This is a genomic window from Enterobacter cloacae complex sp. AR_0002 (assembly GCF_001922365.1).
Classification (GTDB): domain Bacteria; phylum Pseudomonadota; class Gammaproteobacteria; order Enterobacterales; family Enterobacteriaceae; genus Enterobacter; species Enterobacter hormaechei_C.
In genome coordinates, this window is sequence record NZ_CP018814.1 from 4,783,642 (window position 1) to 4,801,155 (window position 17,514).

A 17,514-nucleotide genomic window follows, 5' to 3' on the forward strand; every position below is an offset into this window, starting at 1 on the left:
CCTCGCTTTCAGTTTATGCTTCTGCTGCTTTGTTCTGTACCGGTGCGGTTTGCAGGGCGCGTGCTTTTTCGGCTTCGTCTTCTACCGGGATATCCTCAAACCCTAACAGCAGGGTCAGCACAAACGACAGCACCACTGCCAGACCCATCACGCCAAACACCCAGACGATGGTCATCGGGTTGGCCGGGTCGAAGAACTGCACGCTGGTAAACAGCCCCGGCGCCGCCATCGAATGGCTGGCAAGACCGGCCATTCCTGCCACCGCGCCGCAGATAAAGCCGCTGATCAGACTCGCAATCAGCGGACGCTTCAGGCGTACCGCCACGCCGTACAGGGCCGGTTCAGAGATCCCCGCCATGATGGCGGAGGCCGCCGCGGCCAGCGCCGTCTGGCGCAGCTCCGGGTTTTTGGTTTTCCACGCTACCGCCAGCGATGAACCGCCGAGCGACAGGTTGGCGCCGATTTCCGACGGCATCACCATCCCTTCTTTGCCCGTTTCGGCAATGGTCTGGATGATAGTCGGCGTAAACACGCGGTGCATCCCGGTCATCACCAGCAGCGGCCACAGCGCGCCCATAATGGCAACGGAGAGCCAGCCCAGATAGCCGTGAATGGTGTAGACCAGCGCGGAGATGGCGCTGCCGATCCAGATCCCCAGCGGGCCAATCAGCACGATGGCGAGCGGGGCGGCAATCAGCACGATCAGCATCGGCTTGAGGAAGTTTTTCGTCACCGCCGGGGTAATGCGATCCACCCAGCGTTCGATGTACGACAGGCACCAGGTCATCACCAGCGCCGGGATAACGGTATAGGTGTATTTCACCGCCGTCACCGGAATGAACGCGAACTCAACGTGCTCGCCCTGCGCGGCCTTGGCCATCAGCTCGATAAAGCTCGGGTGAACCAGCACGCCCGCGATGGCGATTGCCAGGGACATGTTGGTTTTGAACTTCACCGCTGCGGAAGCCGCCACCATCAGCGGCAGGAAGAAGAACGCGCCGTCGCCGATAACGGTCAGGATCGTCAGCGTCGGGTCACCTTTGCCCAGCACGCCGGTCATCTCAAGGATCATCGCCAGCAGCTTGACCATCGACCCGCCGATGATCGCCGGGATCAGCGGAGACATAGTGCCGATCAGCGCGTCGAGGATCCCGGCGCCAATCCGGCGCAGCGTGAGCTTCTGTGGACCTTCCGCTACGGCAGGTTGCAGGTTGGCGGGCAGCAGGCTCACCACTTCACGGTATGCCTGGGACACGGTGTTGCCGATGATCACCTGGCACTGGTTGTCGTTGCGCACCACGCCGAGCACGCCGCTGATGCTTTTCAGGCGCGCGGTGTCGGTAAGGCTTTCGTCTTTCAGAACGAAGCGCAGGCGCGTCATGCAGTGGGTGACGGCGACGATGTTCTCTTTACCGCCCAGCGCGCTAACAACGTCGTTTGCCAGCGCAGCGTAATTTTTTGCCATCGGATGTGATCCTGTTATCGTTGTGAGAAGTGTAGGAAACCGGTTTCACATAATCATCATGAGTTTCTTTTAACGAAACAAGACCACTTTTTATGCATTTTTTCGTTTCGTGATGACGATCACTCGTGGCCGTAAAAAGCGTGATAACGTCGCTGCGACAATTTTTCTGCGGTGAAGTACACTGCGGCTCATCGGTTTTGAATGGAATAACACTATGACCACCATGCTGGAAGTGGCGAAGCGGGCAGGCGTGTCGAAAGCGACGGTCTCCCGGGTGCTGTCGGGGAACGGTTACGTCAGCCAGGAGACGAAAGACCGCGTGTTTCAGGCCATCGAAGAAAGCGGGTATCGCCCCAATCTGCTGGCGCGAAACCTGGCGACCAAACGCACCCAGACCCTGGGGCTGGTGGTGACGAACACCCTGTACCATGGGGTCTACTTTAGCGAGCTGCTGTTTAACGCCGCGCGGATGACGGAAGAGAAGGGGCGCCAGCTGATCCTGGCGGACGGCAAGCACAGCGCCGAAGAGGAGCGCGAGGCGATCCAGTACCTGCTCGACATGCGCTGCGACGCGGTGATCATCTACCCGCGTTTTCTGAGCGTGGAAGCGCTGGACGAGATCATTGAGAAATGCGAGCAGCCGATCATGGTGCTCAACCGCCGTTTGCGGAAAAACAGCAGCCACAGCGTCTGGTCCGATCATAAAGCGTCGTGTCAGGACGCGGTATCGCAGCTCATCGCGAAAGGCCACCGGGAGATTGCGTTTATCACCGGTTCGCTGGATTCACCCACCGGGGTGGAGCGTCTTTCCGGTTACAGGGACGCGCTGGCGCAGCACGGGATTGCAGTTCGTGACGCGCTGATCGCCGAAGGGAAGTGGAGCCCGGCCAGCGGCGCGACGGCGGTCTCTCAGCTGCTCACCCGCGGCGAAGCGTTTACCGCGCTGGTGGCGAGTAACGACGATATGGCGATTGGCGCCATCAGGCAGTTGCACGAGAGCGGCGTCGCCACACCGGGCGCGGTGTCCGTCATCGGCTTTGACGACGTGGCAATCGCGCCCTATATCGTGCCGTCCCTCTCCAGCGTGCGTATTCCGGTAACGGAGATGATCCAGGAGACCATCAGCCGCCTGATTTTCATGCTCGACGGCGGTGAGTTTAAGCTTCAGCAAACCTTCTCCGGCGAGCTTATCCTGCGCGACTCCGTTATTGACGGCCCGCATCGCTGACGTCGACATCTGTCATCGTCACTAATGACGATGACAGAACTACTTCTTTTTATTTCGCTTTAAAATCAACGAATTAAATATTGGCACGGTTTATGAATAGCTTCGCGCATAACAGTTATGCCGGAGAAGCAGATGAACCGTTTTATTATGGCCGATGCCAGCAAATGCATTGGTTGCCGTACCTGTGAAGTGGCGTGCGTGGTGTCCCATCAGGCAGAGCAGGATTGCGCCTCTCTCACCCCTGATACCTTTCTGCCGCGCATCCACGTCATTAAAGGCGTGAATATTTCTACCGCCGCTATCTGTCGCCAGTGTGAAGACGCGCCGTGCGCCAACGTCTGTCCGAACGGGGCGATTAAGCGCGAGAAAGGCTTCGTGCATGTGATGCAGGAGCGCTGCATCGGGTGCAAAACCTGTGTGGTGGCGTGTCCGTATGGCGCGATGGAGGTGGTGGTTCGCCCGGTGGTTCGCAACAGCGGTATCGGGCTGAGCGTGCGCGCGGAGAAAGCCGAAGCCAATAAATGTGACCTCTGCTACCACCGCGACGCCGGTCCGGCGTGTATGGAAGCCTGTCCGACGCATGCGCTGGTTTGCGTCGATCGAGGCAAGCTCGAACAGATGAGTGCCGAAAAACGTCGCCGCGCGGCGTTCGACACCTCGTCATCACTGCTGTTCTGAACCGTATGAGCAGCAACGGCGTTCAGCTGCGGGTGCGCGGCAAGGTGCAGGGCGTGGGGTTTCGGCCCTTCGTCTGGCAGCTGGCGCACCGGCTGAAGCTTGTGGGCGATGTCTGCAACGACGGAGAGGGTGTCCTGGTGCGTCTCGCGGGTAATGGGGGGGACTTTACCGCGAGGCTGCATCAGGACTGCCCACCGCTGGCGCGCATCGATCGCGTTGAAACGCAGCCGTTCACCTGGGCGGACATGCCTGAGGACTTTACCATCCGCCACAGCGATCGCGGGGCGATGGACACGCAAATCGTCCCGGATGCCGCCACCTGTCCCGCGTGCCTGGCGGAGATGCGCGATCCCCGCGAACGTCGCTACCGCTACCCGTTTATCAACTGCACCCACTGCGGGCCGCGGTTTACCATTATCCGCGCCATGCCCTATGATCGCCCGGCCACGTCAATGGCGCCATTCCCGCTCTGTGTGCCCTGTGAAACGGAGTACCGCAACCCGGCTGATCGGCGTTTTCACGCCCAGCCAGTGGCCTGCCCGGACTGCGGGCCGCAGCTGGAGTGGCGAGCCGGGGAGGCTGCTGCTGCCCGCGAATCGGCGTTAAGCGCGGCGGTGGCGATGCTGGAAGGCGGCGGGATTGTGGCGGTCAAAGGGCTGGGCGGTTTTCACTTGGTCTGCGACGCGCTTAACCCGCAGGCGGTTCGGAAATTACGGGCACGCAAGCAGCGCCCGACCAGGCCGCTGGCGGTGATGATCCCGCATGCGAACGATCTGCCGAAGGCCATCCAGACGCTGTTACGTTCACCCGCTGCGCCGATTGTGCTGACGCCAAAAGCCTGCCTTCCTGCGTTTCCTGAGGAGATTGCGCCGGGGCTGAATACGGTTGGTGTGATGTTGCCTGCGAACCCGCTCCAGCATTTGCTGATGTTGGACTGTCAGCGTCCGCTGGTGATGACCTCCGCCAACCTCAGTGGCCATCCACCCGCCATAAGCAACCAGCAGGCGCTGGAAGAACTCAGTGACATCGCTGACGGCTTCCTGCTGCACAACCGCGACATCCTGCAACGGATGGATGATTCAGTGATGGACCAGGAGGGCACGATGTTGCGTCGCGCACGCGGTTTTGTGCCGGATGCCATCACATTGCCCGCCGGATTCCGCGACATCCCGCCCATGTTATGCACCGGCGCGGAGATGAAAAATACCTTCTGCCTGGTACGTGGCAACCAGGCGGTGCTGAGCCAGCATTTTGGCGATCTGAGCGACGAGGGCGTAGAGGCGCAGTGGCGCAGTGCGCTCTCGACGATGCAGGAGATCTACGCTTTCCAGCCAGAGCGTGTGGTGTGCGATGCCCATCCGGGATATCACGCCCGACAGTGGGCCCGGACGCAAGCGCTGCCCGTTGAGACCGTGCTGCATCATCATGCGCATGCGGTAGCGTGTCTGGCGGAGAACGGCTGGCCGCTCGACGGCGGGGATGTTATTGCCCTGACGCTGGACGGGATCGGCATGGGCGAGAACGGCGCGCTGTGGGGCGGCGAGTGCCTGCGGGTGAACTATCGCGACTGCGAACGGCTGGGCGGTCTGCCAGCCGTTGCGCTACCGGGTGGCGATCTGGCGGCAAAACAGCCGTGGCGCAATTTGCTCGCCCACTGTCTGGCGTTCGTACCTGACTGGCAGCAGTACCCGGAAACGGAGGCGGTACAGCGTCAAAACTGGCCGCTGCTGGCAACGGCGGTGTCGCGCGGTATCAATGCGCCGCGGGCCTCCTCCTGTGGTCGTCTGTTCGACGCCGTGGCCTGTGCGCTGGGCATTGAAACGCAACGCTATGAGGGCGAAGCCGCGTGCCGGCTGGAGGCGCTGGCCGAACGCTGTGCAGGGGTTGATCATCCGGTGACGCTCCAGACGGATAACCTTGCGCTGTTCTGGCAGCAGTGGCTGGCCTGGCGGGCGGAGCCCGGCGAGCGCGCCTGGGCCTTTCACGATGCGCTGGCAAAAGGGCTGAGCGAACTGGCGGCAACGCATGCCCGCCGACGGTCGCTCTCTACGGTGTGCTTCAGCGGCGGCGTCCTTCACAACCGCCTGCTGCGCGCGCGCCTTCGTCATTACCTTTCTGATTTCACGCTTCTTTTTCCTTCGCGCCTGCCCGCAGGTGACGGAGCGATCTCCTTCGGGCAGGCGGTGGTTGCTGCCGCCCGATCATGTTTACAAAGGACTTAAAATGTTACGACTGTTACGCAATGAACCTCGTGCAGCGTGCCTGCTGCTGGCTCTCGGGATGGCTAACCTGCTGGCCTGGGGGCTGGCGTGGCACACCTTTAGCGACATTACGGCGCTGATGGCGGCCAGCCTGCTGGCCTGGTGTTACGGACTGCGTCATGCGGTGGATGCCGACCATATCGCCGCGATTGATACCGTGACGCGTAAGATGATGCAGCAGGGCAAGCGCCCGTCCGGCGTGGGCGCATGGTTTTCCCTCGGACACTCCACCATCGTGGTGCTGGCCTCCATTGCTATCGCCGCTACCGCCACGGCGTTTCAGAAAAACATGGCATGGTTCCACGAAACCGGCAGCCTGATTGGCACCGCCGTCTCCGCCACCTTCCTGCTGGCGATGGCGCTGGTGAATATGGTGATCCTGCGCGGCGTCTGGCGCAGTTTTCAGGCACTGAAACACGGCAAGCCGGTGCAGGGCGACATCACGCTGCCTGCACAGGGTGGCGTCATGAACTGGCTGTTCGGCAAAACCTTCCGCCTCGTCAATAAAAGCTGGCAGATGTACCTGGTCGGTTTCCTGTTTGGCCTCGGCTTTGACACGGCCACCGAAATCGGCGTGCTGGGGATCTCCGCCGCCAGCGCCTCCAGCGGGATGTCGGTGTGGTCGATCATGATCTTCCCGGCGCTCTTCGCCAGCGGCATGGCGCTGGTGGATACGCTCGATAACCTGCTGATGGTGGGTGCCTACGGCTGGGCGTTTAACAAGCCGCAGCGCAAGCTGTACTACAACATGACCATCACCGGCACTTCGGTGGTAGTGGCGCTGTTTATCGGCGGCCTGGAAGCGCTGGGTCTGCTGATGGACAAGTTCTCCCTCAGCGGCGGCGTGTGGGATCTGATTGGCGCGGTGAACGATAACCTGGGCGATGCCGGATTTGTGGTGGTCGGGCTGTTTGTCGCCTGCTGGCTGATCTCGATGGCGAACTACCGCTGGCGCGGTTATGACGCGCTGGTGGTGCGCTCCTGACGCTGAAAGGGTAGCCATAAAAAAAGCCCCGGGACATCGGGGCGGTGGACAATAAAATCCAAAGGTTAAGTAAGCGTGGCAGTACTGTAGGCCGGGTAAGCGGAGCGCCGCCCGGCATGACGAGGGTTAAGCAGGTAACGATTTCAGCAGCGCGAAGGCCTCCTTCATTCTGTCTTCGCTGACCACAAAGGCGCGCATCTGACCGGCAGTATCGGTGCCGCGCGCCACCATGCCCTGAGGCGAAAGGGCAATCTGCCAGTCCAGATCCTGACGCTGCGTTTCACCTGCGAGATGCAGCGGTAGTTCCGGCGTTTTTACCTTCACCAGCATGGCGGGTAATTTCACCGGGGCGTTGCCGCCGAGCAGGTTTTTCGCCAGGAACATGGCGCTTAACTGAATCGGTTGCAGGAACGGCAGCACCTGGCCGTTAATTTCCGCGCAGTCGCCCAGGGCATAAATATCCGGCTGGGTGGTTTGCAGGTAGCTGTCCACCTTCACGCCGCGATTGATCTCTGCGCCCGCGCGGTGCGCCAGCGCGGTTTCCGGGCGCAACCCCGTCGCCGCAATTACCACATCCACTTCCACGCTGCGGTTGCAGTCGAGCGTCGCACAAATGCCGGTTTCGGTTTTGCTCAGGCTCTGCAACTGCGATTTCAGCAGCAGATGCACGCCCATGTCGGTCAGACGATGCTGTAAGCGACTGCTTACTTCTGCTGGCATCAGCGCTGACAGAATGCTGGCCGCGTGGTCAACCAGGGTGACGGATTTTCCCGCCCGGCAGAAGTCCATCGCCAGCTCAGTGCCAATCAGCCCGCCGCCGACAATCATCACCCGCGTGGCGTCGCGTAACAGGGTCTCGCTGGCCTGATACTCCTGCTGGCTGTTGAGCGTGACCATTAGTTCGCGGCCCTCAACCGGCGGCACAAACGCCGATGCCCCCGTCGCCAGCACCAGCTTGTCGTAGTGCCAGGTTTTATCTTTCGCGTTCACCACGTGGGCGTCGGCGTCGATATCGGTCACCCAGGTGTACGGAAACAGACGCAGGTTAAACTGTTCTGCAAACTCCCCCGCCGTCTGGCGGGTGAGATCGTCGGCGCGCTGATTCTGGCTAATGACGTGGCTTAAATCAGGCTTGTTGTACTCATCCATGCTGTCGGCGGCGATTACCGTCAACGGCACGTTAGCATCCTGTTTGCGGATATTTTTCACCAGCTGGCGGGCGGCAAAGCCCGAGCCGATAATGACGATGCCGTGGCTCATTTTGCCTCCGTTGCCAGTTCATCAAAGACGTCTTTCCCGAGGGAACATTCCGGGCAGAGGAAGTTGTCCGGCACCTCGCTCCATGGCGTACCCGGCGCGACATCCTGCAACGGCTCGCCCAGCTCAGGATCGTAAATCCACTGGCAGACGCTGCACTGCATGCAAGGGCCGAGGTCGGCAGCGGCAGGAGCGGCTTCTGCTACGGCTTCCGGCGCAACAGCCGCGGCGGGTGCGGTTTCCGGCAGTGGCGCAAGCGCCCACTGGCGGGCAATGTCGCGACCGTGCTGGCGACAGATTTCCAGCGCGTCGAGATCCGGACGCCATTTCGCCTTCAGGCTCAGGGACATCTCAAAACCGGCATCCTGTAAACGGGTGGAGAGACGGTCTACCGCGCCGCCGCTCCAGCCGTGTGAACCAAAGGCGCTGGCGCGTTTGTTACGGAAGCGCAGGCCGGTCATCTCTTCCACCAGTCCGGCAATTTTCGGCATCATCACGTTATTCATGGTGGAGGTACCCACCAGCACGCCTTTGGAGCGGAAGACGTTGGTCAATACCTCATTCTTATCGCTGCGCGCCACGTTGAAGATTTTCACCGCCACGTTCGGGTCAACTTCGTTGATGCCCTGGGCAATGGCGTCCGCCATCATGCGGGTGTTGTTGGACATGGTGTCGTAGAAGATCGTAATGCGGTCTTCCTGATAGTCCGCCGCCCACTTCAGGTACAGTTCGACAATCTGGGTTGGATTTTCACGCCATACCACGCCGTGGGAGGTGGCAATCATATCCACCGGCAGGTTGAAGCCGAGGATCTCGGTGATTTTTGGCGTGACCAGACGGCTGAACGGGGTCAGGATGTTGGCGTAGTAGCGTTGGCACTGTTCGAACAGCTCGGTCTGATCCACTTCGTCGTTGAACAGACGTTCGTCGCAGTAGTGCTGGCCGAAGGCGTCGTTACTGAACAGCACCGCGTCACCGGTCATGTAGGTCATCATGCTGTCCGGCCAGTGCAGCATTGGGGTTTCCACGAAGATCAGCTGTTTGCCGTTGCCGATATCCAGCGTGTCGCCGGTTTTCACAGTGTGGAAGTTCCACTCCGGATGGTGGTGGTGGCCGTTGATGGAGTCAATGGCGTTAGTGGTGCAGTAGATCGGGGTATCCGGAATGTGGGACATCAGCTCGGTCAGCGCCCCGGCATGATCCTCTTCCGCGTGGTTGATGATAATGTAGTCGATCTCATTCAGATCGATTTCGCTGCGCAGGTTCTGCACGAACTCGCGGCTGAATTTGTGATCGACGGTATCGATCAGGACGTTTTTACCTTCACGAATGAGATAGCTGTTGTAGCTGCTACCGCGCAGCGTTTTGTATTCCGTCCCGTGAAAATCACGTACTTCCCAGTCACGTTGACCCACCCAATGAATGTTATTTTTAACCAGAATAGACATAGCAACCTCAACTTAATACGGCGTTTTCAAATAAGATGACTGTCATATATCAAGTTGCGTGCCAACTTTTTAAATTATTGAAAATAATGTATTTATATTTTGATGCTCCCAAATAGGTAGTCATTTTGACTATCTTAAAAATTGTCAATATGACACTATGTATTGTCAAAATGACAGTGAGGCAGAGATGAGCTTTTCCGTAGATGTGCTGGCGAAGATCGCCATAGAACTGCAAACCGGTATTGGTCATCAGGACCGCTTTCAGCGGCTGATCTCCACGTTGCGTCACGTGCTGGATTGCGATGCCTCGGCGCTGCTGCGTTACGAAGGGCGGCAGTTTATTCCGCTGGCTATCGACGGTCTGGCGAAGGACGTACTCGGGCGGCGCTTTACCCTGGAGGGCCACCCGCGTCTGGAAACCATCGCCCGTGCGGGTGACGTGGTGCGTTTCCCGGCGGACAGCGATCTGCCCGACCCTTACGACGGCCTGATCCCCGGGCAGGAGAGCCTGAAGGTGCACGCCTGTATCGGCCTGCCGCTGTTTGCCGGGCAGAACCTGATTGGTGCGTTAACCCTCGACGGCATGTCGCCGGATCAGTTCGATACCTTCAGCGACGAAGAGCTACGGCTGATTGCTGCGCTGGCGGCCGGGGCGCTGAACAACGCCCTGCTGATAGAACAGCTGGAGAGCCAGAATATTCTTCCGGGTAGCCCGACGGCGTTTGAGCAGGTGGCGCACACCGAAATGATCGGCCTTTCGCCAGGCATGGCGCAGCTCAAAAAAGAGATTGAGATTGTCGCCGCGTCTGATTTGAACGTACTGATCTTCGGGGAGACCGGCACCGGTAAAGAGCTGGTGGCGAAAGCGATCCACGAAGCCTCGCCCCGTGCGGTGAATCCGCTGGTCTATCTCAACTGCGCGGCGCTGCCGGAAAGCGTGGCGGAAAGTGAGCTGTTCGGACACGTCAAAGGGGCCTTTACCGGGGCGATCAGCAACCGCAGCGGCAAGTTCGAAATGGCCGATAACGGCACGCTGTTCCTCGATGAAATTGGCGAACTCTCCCTTTCGCTCCAGGCCAAACTGCTGCGGGTGTTGCAGTATGGCGATATTCAACGCGTGGGAGACGATCGCAGCTTACGCGTGGATGTGCGCGTGCTGGCGGCGACGAACCGCGATCTGCGCGAAGAGGTGCTGGCGGGGAATTTCCGCGCCGATCTGTTCCACCGTCTGAGCGTGTTCCCGCTCACGGTGCCGCCGCTGCGCGAGCGGGGCGAGGATGTGGTGCTGCTGGCGGGCTTTTTCTGCGAACAGTGTCGGCTCAAAATGGGGCTTTCCCGCGTGGTGCTAAGCCCCGGTGCGAGGACGCACCTGCTGAGCTACGGCTGGCCGGGTAACGTGCGTGAACTGGAACATGCGATTCACCGCGCGGTGGTGCTGGCGCGGGCTACGCGTTCGGGGGATGAAGTGGTAATTCATGCGCGCCATTTCGCGCTGCATGAGGAAACGACGCCGTCCGTGAAGCCGGTGATACCTGAGAGCGTGAACGAAAACCTGCGCGAGGCGACGAATGCGTTCCAGCGTCAGATGATCACCCGCGCGCTGGAGCAGAATAACCGCAGCTGGGCGGCGTGCGCGCGGGCGCTGGAGATGGACGTCGCCAACCTCCACAGGCTGGCGAAACGTCTGGGGCTGAAGGGTTAAATAATCCCCGCCTGGTAGAAGTCTTGCAGGTTGATCGCGCCGCACAGCCTGCCGTGCTCGTCCACCACCGGCGCGGCGGTGATTTTGCGCTTCATCAGCACCTCTTTGGCTTCAATGGCGCGGCTGTCGGCATTCAGCGTCAGTCCGCCCTGGGTCATTGCTTCGGATACCCGCGCCTCCAGCTTGCCGCCGCCCACCAGCCAGCGGCGCAGGTCGCCGTCGGTGAAGACGCCCTTCACCTGGCGGTCATTGTCGCATACCGCAACCAGCCCCAGCCCGGTGCGGCTCAGCTCCAGCATGGCGTCCATCACGCTGGTGTCGAGTTTGACCTGAGGAATGGCATCGTCGGTGCGCATCAGGTGGTGAACCTTGTTGAGCAGACGTGCCCCAAGCGCGCCCGCAGGATGGGAGCGGGCGAAATCTTCCTCATTAAAACCGCGCGCCTGCATCACCGCCATTGCCAGCGCGTCGCCCATCATCAGGGTGTTGACGGTGCTGGAGGTCGGTGCCAGGTGCATCGGACAGGCTTCGCGCTCAACGGAAATATCCAGCGTTGCTTTCGCGGCCAGCGCCAGCGGCGATCGGGATTTGCCGGTCATCGCTAACAGGGCCACCGATTTTTCTTGCAGGCGAGGGATGATGAGATCCAGCTCTTTGGCTGAACCGGAGTAGGAGATAAACAGCATCACGTCGCGGCTTTCGATCATCCCCAGATCGCCGTGCAGCGCTTCGGCAGGATGCACAAAGAACGCCGGGGTGCCGGTGCTGGCAAGCGTCGCGGCAATCTTCTTGCCGATATGACCGGATTTACCGATACCCGCCACGATCACTTTACCCTCGCAGTGGATAATGGTGTTGGCTGCACGAACAAAATCCTCACCCAGACGCTCCGGCAGGCGGCTGGCTTCCTGTAGCTCCAGCAGCAGGGTCTGACGGCCTGCGTTTAACAGAAAATCACTCATTTTTCTCTCCGGTTACGATCACGTCGATGCCCTTCGCTTCCAGCGCTTTTTTAAATGCCGGATCGATACCTGCGTCGGTAATCAGCTTATCGACGCTTTCAAGGCTACAGACAATGTTGGGGCTTTTACGGCCAAACTTCGACGAGTCCGCCATCAAAATTACTTCCCGTGCGGCGTTGCACATCGCTTTGCTGACGCTGAACACCTCGTTGAAGGTAGTCACGCCCGCGTTGAGGTCGATGCCGTCGGTGCCCATAAACAGCTTATCGAAGCTGAAGTGGTCGAAGGCATTCTCCGCCAGCTGCCCGTGAAACGACGCCGATTTTTTACGGAAGGTGCCACCGGGCATCAGGATGGTCTGCTCGCTGTCGAACTCTGACAGGGCATTGACGATGTGCAGGCTGTTGGTCATCACGGTGATGTTATTAAAGCGGCTGAGCAGCGGGATCATCTGTAGGACAGTACTGCCTGCGTCGAGGATAATGGAATCGCCGTCATGGATAAATTTGACGGCGGCTTCGGCAATCAGCGCTTTCTGGTGAGTATTGATCAGCGTTTTGTGGTCGATAGGCGGGTCGGCTTCGTCTTTATTGAGCACCACGCCGCCGTAGGTACGAATGACGGCGCCGGAGTTTTCGAGCAACACCAGGTCCTTGCGTATTGTCGTGCCGGTGGTGTCAAAGTAGTGGGCCAGATCCTCTACCGAGCACTTTCCCTGCTTTTGCAGATGCTCAAGTATGGCCGCCTGCCGCTGACGTGGTTTCATAGGCGCTTCGTTCCTTACGTTGCGAAATGATAATTCCGCAAGTTTATAACTTTCACAACGAAATTATCCATGTTTCAGATTAAGCGCTAATGATAGTGCATTCTGACAGAGTGAATCATGGGGGAAGATCACATCAGGTTGTAATTCATGCAGCGAAATGCCGTTGATCGCCTGAATTTTGGTCGGACGGGCAAACACCGTTACGCCGCGCATGATGAGGGAATCGCTCACCCGGTTGTGTTCATCCAGCGCAACGGCAACCACCACGCGCGGCTTAAAGCGCCCCCCGGAACGCCCGACGCCGACGCGTCCCTTCTGACACAACGCATCAAAGGCGCGGTTAAACTGGTAGATCTGCCAGCCGCCAAACGCCATCTGGCAGATCCAGGCGAGGGCGGCGACGGTGATGAGTGCGGTTACCATATCGGCTCCTTGTTATATTCCCTCTCCCGGTGGGAGAGGGGGAGGGTGAGGGCATCACCCTGCTCGATCAGAACATCACCTGCCCACCGGTGACGTTAATCGACTGTCCGGTGCAGTACGAGGCTTTCGGGCTGGCGTAAAACAGCAGCATGTTCAGCACGTCCTGATAGTCGCACCCGCGCTTGAGCGGCACTTTGTCGATGTAGTACTGCTCCACTTCTTCAGCTTTGATGCCAAGTTTGGCGGCGTACTGTGGCAGCAGGGACTGGAACATCGGGGATTTCAGCAGGTTACCCAGCATCAGCGCGTGAACGGTAATGCCGTATTCGGCCAGATCCAGCGCCAGAGACTGCGTCAGCCCGACGCCGCCAAACTTCGCCGCGCTGTAGCCGGAGTTGTGCTTGCTGCCCACTTTCCCCGATTTTGAGTTGATCTGAATGATGCGACCCTGAATACCGTCGCGGATCATCAGACGGGAAAATTCGCGGGCGCAGAGGAAATAGCCCACCAGATTCACCTGCAACGAGCGGTCAAAATCCCCCAGCTCGAAATCGCTGATAAACGCCGCTTTCGCAATCCCCGCGCTGTAGACCAGCAGGTCGATATGCCCAAATATCTCGTCCACGCCGCGGGCCAGCGCCATCACGCTCTGCTCGCTGGTGGCGTCCGCACCAAATCCGTACGCCATCCCTTCGCCAAACTCGGTGTTGATGGCGTCCGCTACGCGGGCGGCTTTCTCACTCTGAATATCCACGACCGCCACGCGGTAGCCCTCTGCGGCAAGCCCATGGCAGAGGAACTCGCCTAAGGTTTGTCCCCCACCAATGACAACGGCAACCTGACTCATGTGTCTCTCCTTTATTACGAAATAAATTTTAACGTGCAGCCTGGGGTCACAGCCTGCGGAACCGGGCCCACTACGTGAACCGTACCGGGATATTCCGCCTGCGGCTGGCCGTCGAAACGCAAGGTGATGTGCCCCAGCTCGCGCAGGTTTTGTTCAGCGACGTCGCCGACGGCGGTCACGGCATAGCGCGCCTCGCCCAGCTGTAGCTGGCTCCCTGCCTTCAGCTCGCCGTTCAGCTCGCCGTGGCAGTGGATAAAGCAAAACTCTTCGATATCTGCCGGGGCGCCTTCGCGGAAGGTGATCAGCATTTGGTCGCTCAGCGCATCCGCCGCGCTCTGGCCGATGCGGGTAATGGTTGTCTGGTAAATCACAGTCATGGCAGGCACCTCTTATTGATAAATAAAGCCGGAAACAAACCAGGCAATCAGCACCGTCGGCGCGCCCGTCAGGAAGCGGCTGACCAGCACGGACGGCACGCCCACGCGCACGGTCTCCTGGCGTGCTTCCGCCAGCGACAGCCCCACGGGGATAAAGTCGCACGCTGCCTGGGCGTTAATGGCAAACAGGGCGGGCAGGGCGAGGTGCGGAGGAATATTCCCCAGACCAATCTGCACGCCAATCAGCACGCCGATAACCTGAGCAATCACCGCGCCCGGGCCGAGGAACGGCGACAGCAGCGGGAAGGAGCAGATCAGCGCCAGCGTCACCAGGCCGAGCGGGTGGCTGGCAAGCGGGGCGAGGCCGTGGGCAATCCAGTCGCCCAGGCCTGAGGCCATGATGATGCCGATCAGCGCCGAGACGAATGCCATAAACGGCAGAATGGTCTTCAGCACCGTGTCGATGGTGTCGCGCCCGGACTGGAACAGCACCGCCACGGCGGACCCCATCCCCATCCCGACCTTCGCCAGCAGGCCATCGCTCTGCTCGGTGATTTTTTTGCTGGTGTCGTACTCGCGCGGGGCCGCTTTTTGCGGCGCAGATGTGCCATTCACCAGCGTGATGTTGTCTTCCTTCACGCCTGACACATAAATATCTTCAACGATGTACTGCGCCAGCGGGCCGGATTTCCCGGTGGAGTGAATATTTACCGTCGGAATGCGGCGCTTCGGATAGATGCCGCAGCGCAGCGTGCCGCCGCAGTCGATCACCGCCACGCCGATTTCCGCTTCCGGCGGTTCGCCTTCCTTGAAGCCGTCGACCGCTTCCCAGCCGGTCAGCTCGCGCAACTTGTCGACGATCGCCGGGCGCGTGCCCGCGGTGATGTACACAATCTTTTTGCCTTCGGTGGCGTCGAACTCCAGCGGGCCGCCCCAGCCGCCCGTGCCTTTCTCAATGCGGATCCGGTTCATGCTGTGGCTCCTGAAAGATGGACTTTCTGTTCAAGCTGGATGCCCATTTTTTTCTCAAAAATGGCGGTGGTGAGATCTGTCACCCAGCCGCGGAAGAAGTTGGTGACCAGACCGACCAGCAGGTAGCTCACCGCCAGCGGGCCGAGCGGCAGGCCAAGCGTGGTAAGGCCGCTGGCGATCCCGAGATAGACAAACAGTTCGCCGGGGTTGATGTGCGGGAACAGGCCGTTCATGGAATGGCAGCTGTAGGAGGCGGCGGCGTAATAGCTCGGCTTGTACTTCTCTGGCATAAAGCGGCCGAGGCTTAAGGTCATCGGGTTGCAGAACACAAAGGTGCCGATGAAGGGCAGTATCAGGTAGCGGGACAGCGGGTTTCCGGCGCAGCGCTGGGCGAAGCGCTCAATGCGCTGCTGGCCGATAAAGTTAATCAGCGCGTTCATGATCACCAGCAGGCTGATCAGCAGGGGCAGGATCCCGGTCACCATGCCAGTGAACACTTCTCCGCCTTTCTGAAACAGCCCGATGAACCACTCGGCGCCATGGGTGATGGTTTCTATCATTCTTCTCTCCTGTAGGGCGTTTGTTTTTGTCTATCTGCGGCTAATAATAATCACTTTGAAAGGTTTTAAAGTGTTAGTTAGATCTCGCAATGAAAGAAAAATGTATTATTTTGAAAGTTTATTGGTGAGGTGAATAATTTTTGGTGGAAAAAGGCACGGATTTGCGTTGGGGAGGTGCGTACCGCTTCCTTGAGGAGTTGGGGATGCTTTACCATACTGGGTTCTTACCGAACTCGTTAAATGGATGCCACATGTTCAAGCGTCGTTATGCAGCGCTGTTGCCTGCGCTTATTCTCCTGTCCGCCTGTAGTAGCAAACCCAAGACCGAAGCCGTTCAGCCAACGGCGGGCGCGCCTTCCGGAGGATTCCTGCTGGAGCCGCAGCACAATATGATGCAGATGGGCGGCGACTTCGCGAATAACCCTGCGGCCGAACAGTTCATCGATAAAATGGTGAGCAAGCACGGTTTTGATCGCCAGCAGCTTCATGCCATTTTGTCTCAGGCGAAGCGTCTGGACTACGTGCTGCGCCTGATGGACAGGCAGGCGCCGACGGCCCAGGTGCCGACCGGGCCAAACGGGGCGTGGCTGCGTTATCGCAAACAGTTTATTACCCCGGACAACGTGCAAAATGGCGTGGTGTTCTGGAATCAGTATGAAGACGCCCTGAACCGCGCGTGGCAGGTCTATGGCGTGCCGCCGGAGATCATCGTCGGTATTATTGGGGTTGAGACCCGCTGGGGACGCATTATGGGTAAAACCCGCATCCTCGATGCGCTGGCGACGCTCTCCTTCAACTACCCGCGTCGCGCGGAGTATTTCTCTTCCGAGCTGGAAACCTTCCTGCTGATGGCGCGAGACGAACAGGACGATCCGTTAGATCTGAAAGGGTCGTTCGCCGGTGCGATGGGCTACGGCCAGTTTATGCCGTCCTCCTATAAGCAGTACGCGGTAGATTTTAACGGGGATGGTCACATCAACCTGTGGGATCCCGAAGACGCTATTGGCAGCGTGGCCAACTACTTCAAAGCGCATGGCTGGACGCCGGGCGGCCAGGTGGCGGTACAGGCGAACGGCGAAGCGTTTGGTCTGGAAAACGGATTTAAAACCAAATACAGCGTGGCGCAGCTGGCAGCGGCAGGCTTAACGCCGTCTCAGCCGCTGGGCAATGTTGACCAGGTGAGCCTGCTGCGCCTGGATGTCGGAACCGGTTATCAGTACTGGTTCGGGCTGCCGAACTTCTACACCATTACCCGCTACAACCACAGCACGCACTATGCGATGGCGGTGTGGCAGCTGGGGCTGGCGGTGTCTCAGGCGCGTGTGCCAGCAGCGTCACCGTTTAGCCAGTAAGTCCCTTTATGCCTCCCTCTCCCTGTGGGAGAGGGCTGGGGTGAGGGCACCCGCCCGCACCTGTTTCCCGCAGAAACATTTCGCCACACTCCCATTTTACTTACGCCGTTTACATCTCAATCGCCTTTCATTATTGTTATGTTATAACATTATTGAAATGAGATATCCATGTCCCTGTTTTCTCTCTCATCCTCGCTTCGGCTGCTGCTGGCGCTGGTGCTCATTCTGTTT

General features: G+C 59.4%; 16 protein-coding genes. 6 read left to right on the top strand and 10 right to left on the bottom strand.

Features of this window, described 5'->3' with window-relative positions; all coding sequences use genetic code 11:
• Positions 1-13: 13 nt before the first annotated feature.
• Positions 14-1,465: a PTS cellobiose/arbutin/salicin transporter subunit IIBC gene (gene ascF / locus AM329_RS23770; RefSeq protein ID WP_023314719.1), complete on the bottom strand. Its 1,452-nt coding sequence runs from the start codon at positions 1,463-1,465 to the stop codon at positions 14-16.
• A gap of 214 nt (positions 1,466-1,679) precedes the next feature.
• On the opposite strand from ascF, the gene AM329_RS23775 reads away from it, so the two are divergent.
• The 4 genes from AM329_RS23775 to AM329_RS23790 all read left to right on the top strand — a co-directional run bounded on the left by AM329_RS23775 (position 1,680) and on the right by AM329_RS23790 (position 6,617).
• A complete protein-coding gene (locus AM329_RS23775; RefSeq protein WP_032610022.1) occupies positions 1,680-2,693 on the top strand; it encodes a LacI family DNA-binding transcriptional regulator in 1,014 nt (337 codons plus the stop codon).
• Between the two features lie 132 nt (positions 2,694-2,825).
• Positions 2,826-3,371: an electron transport protein HydN gene (hydN, locus tag AM329_RS23780; RefSeq protein WP_032610021.1), complete on the top strand. Its 546-nt coding sequence runs from the start codon at positions 2,826-2,828 to the stop codon at positions 3,369-3,371.
• 5 nt (positions 3,372-3,376) lie between these two features.
• Positions 3,377-5,593, top strand: a complete 2,217-nt coding sequence (hypF, locus tag AM329_RS23785; RefSeq protein WP_032610018.1) for a carbamoyltransferase HypF — start codon at positions 3,377-3,379, stop codon at positions 5,591-5,593.
• A gap of 1 nt (position 5,594) precedes the next feature.
• Positions 5,595-6,617, top strand: a complete 1,023-nt coding sequence (locus tag AM329_RS23790; RefSeq protein ID WP_032610016.1) for a HoxN/HupN/NixA family nickel/cobalt transporter — start codon at positions 5,595-5,597, stop codon at positions 6,615-6,617.
• A gap of 126 nt (positions 6,618-6,743) precedes the next feature.
• Here AM329_RS23790 and norW read toward each other — a convergent pair whose 3' ends face one another.
• Together norW and norV are read right to left on the bottom strand one after the other, a co-directional pair.
• Complete coding sequence (norW, locus tag AM329_RS23795) at positions 6,744-7,877, bottom strand: NADH:flavorubredoxin reductase NorW (RefSeq protein ID WP_032610015.1); 1,134 nt, start codon at positions 7,875-7,877, stop codon at positions 6,744-6,746.
• On the bottom strand, positions 7,874-9,322 hold the full coding sequence (gene norV / locus AM329_RS23800; protein ID WP_022651734.1) for an anaerobic nitric oxide reductase flavorubredoxin: 1,449 nt from the start codon (positions 9,320-9,322) through the stop codon (positions 7,874-7,876). Before norV ends, norW begins: the two co-directional genes overlap by 4 nt.
• A 187-nt stretch (positions 9,323-9,509) precedes the next feature.
• Here norV and norR point away from each other — a divergent pair, with 187 nt between their 5' ends.
• Positions 9,510-11,024, top strand: coding sequence for a nitric oxide reductase transcriptional regulator NorR (norR, locus tag AM329_RS23805; protein ID WP_032610014.1), 1,515 nt, complete (start codon positions 9,510-9,512; stop codon positions 11,022-11,024).
• Here the strand turns inward: norR and gutQ are convergent.
• From gutQ to srlA, 7 genes are all read right to left on the bottom strand, one after another.
• Complete coding sequence (gene gutQ, locus AM329_RS23810; protein WP_015571677.1) at positions 11,021-11,986, bottom strand: arabinose-5-phosphate isomerase GutQ; 966 nt, start codon at positions 11,984-11,986, stop codon at positions 11,021-11,023. The two genes, norR and gutQ, sit on opposite strands and share 4 nt — an antisense overlap.
• Positions 11,979-12,752, bottom strand: coding sequence for a DNA-binding transcriptional repressor (locus tag AM329_RS23815; protein ID WP_022651731.1), 774 nt, complete (start codon positions 12,750-12,752; stop codon positions 11,979-11,981). Before AM329_RS23815 ends, gutQ begins: the two co-directional genes overlap by 8 nt.
• 63 nt (positions 12,753-12,815) lie before the next feature.
• A complete protein-coding gene (gutM, locus tag AM329_RS23820) occupies positions 12,816-13,175 on the bottom strand; it encodes a transcriptional regulator GutM (protein WP_023323656.1) in 360 nt (119 codons plus the stop codon).
• Positions 13,176-13,242: 67 nt separating this feature from the next.
• Positions 13,243-14,022: a sorbitol-6-phosphate dehydrogenase gene (gene srlD, locus AM329_RS23825; RefSeq protein ID WP_032610012.1), complete on the bottom strand. Its 780-nt coding sequence runs from the start codon at positions 14,020-14,022 to the stop codon at positions 13,243-13,245.
• Positions 14,023-14,036: 14 nt separating this feature from the next.
• A complete protein-coding gene (srlB, locus tag AM329_RS23830; RefSeq protein WP_022651730.1) occupies positions 14,037-14,399 on the bottom strand; it encodes a PTS glucitol/sorbitol transporter subunit IIA in 363 nt (120 codons plus the stop codon).
• Positions 14,400-14,411: 12 nt separating this feature from the next.
• Positions 14,412-15,371, bottom strand: a complete 960-nt coding sequence (locus AM329_RS23835; RefSeq protein ID WP_032610009.1) for a PTS glucitol/sorbitol transporter subunit IIB — start codon at positions 15,369-15,371, stop codon at positions 14,412-14,414.
• Positions 15,368-15,931, bottom strand: coding sequence for a PTS glucitol/sorbitol transporter subunit IIC (gene srlA, locus AM329_RS23840; protein ID WP_003862164.1), 564 nt, complete (start codon positions 15,929-15,931; stop codon positions 15,368-15,370). Before srlA ends, AM329_RS23835 begins: the two co-directional genes overlap by 4 nt.
• A 251-nt stretch (positions 15,932-16,182) precedes the next feature.
• Between srlA and mltB the strand changes: the two genes are divergently transcribed.
• The gene (mltB, locus tag AM329_RS23845) at positions 16,183-17,283 is read left to right on the top strand and encodes a lytic murein transglycosylase B (RefSeq protein ID WP_057979986.1); all 1,101 of its coding nucleotides are present in this window, start codon (positions 16,183-16,185) and stop codon (positions 17,281-17,283) included.
• The last annotated feature ends 231 nt before the right edge of the window (positions 17,284-17,514 follow it).

Coding starts and splice junctions, on each gene's coding strand:
- ascF (WP_023314719.1), bottom strand. CDS start 1,465: ATGGCAAAAAATTACGCTGCGCTGGCAAACGACGTTGTTAGCGCGCTG.
- AM329_RS23775 (WP_032610022.1), top strand. CDS start 1,680: ATGACCACCATGCTGGAAGTGGCGAAGCGGGCAGGCGTGTCGAAAGCG.
- hydN (WP_032610021.1), top strand. CDS start 2,826: ATGAACCGTTTTATTATGGCCGATGCCAGCAAATGCATTGGTTGCCGT.
- hypF (WP_032610018.1), top strand. CDS start 3,377: ATGAGCAGCAACGGCGTTCAGCTGCGGGTGCGCGGCAAGGTGCAGGGC.
- AM329_RS23790 (WP_032610016.1), top strand. CDS start 5,595: ATGTTACGACTGTTACGCAATGAACCTCGTGCAGCGTGCCTGCTGCTG.
- norW (WP_032610015.1), bottom strand. CDS start 7,877: ATGAGCCACGGCATCGTCATTATCGGCTCGGGCTTTGCCGCCCGCCAG.
- norV (WP_022651734.1), bottom strand. CDS start 9,322: ATGTCTATTCTGGTTAAAAATAACATTCATTGGGTGGGTCAACGTGAC.
- norR (WP_032610014.1), top strand. CDS start 9,510: ATGAGCTTTTCCGTAGATGTGCTGGCGAAGATCGCCATAGAACTGCAA.
- gutQ (WP_015571677.1), bottom strand. CDS start 11,986: ATGAGTGATTTTCTGTTAAACGCAGGCCGTCAGACCCTGCTGCTGGAG.
- AM329_RS23815 (WP_022651731.1), bottom strand. CDS start 12,752: ATGAAACCACGTCAGCGGCAGGCGGCCATACTTGAGCATCTGCAAAAG.
- gutM (WP_023323656.1), bottom strand. CDS start 13,175: ATGGTAACCGCACTCATCACCGTCGCCGCCCTCGCCTGGATCTGCCAG.
- srlD (WP_032610012.1), bottom strand. CDS start 14,022: ATGAGTCAGGTTGCCGTTGTCATTGGTGGGGGACAAACCTTAGGCGAG.
- srlB (WP_022651730.1), bottom strand. CDS start 14,399: ATGACTGTGATTTACCAGACAACCATTACCCGCATCGGCCAGAGCGCG.
- AM329_RS23835 (WP_032610009.1), bottom strand. CDS start 15,371: ATGAACCGGATCCGCATTGAGAAAGGCACGGGCGGCTGGGGCGGCCCG.
- srlA (WP_003862164.1), bottom strand. CDS start 15,931: ATGATAGAAACCATCACCCATGGCGCCGAGTGGTTCATCGGGCTGTTT.
- mltB (WP_057979986.1), top strand. CDS start 16,183: ATGTTCAAGCGTCGTTATGCAGCGCTGTTGCCTGCGCTTATTCTCCTG.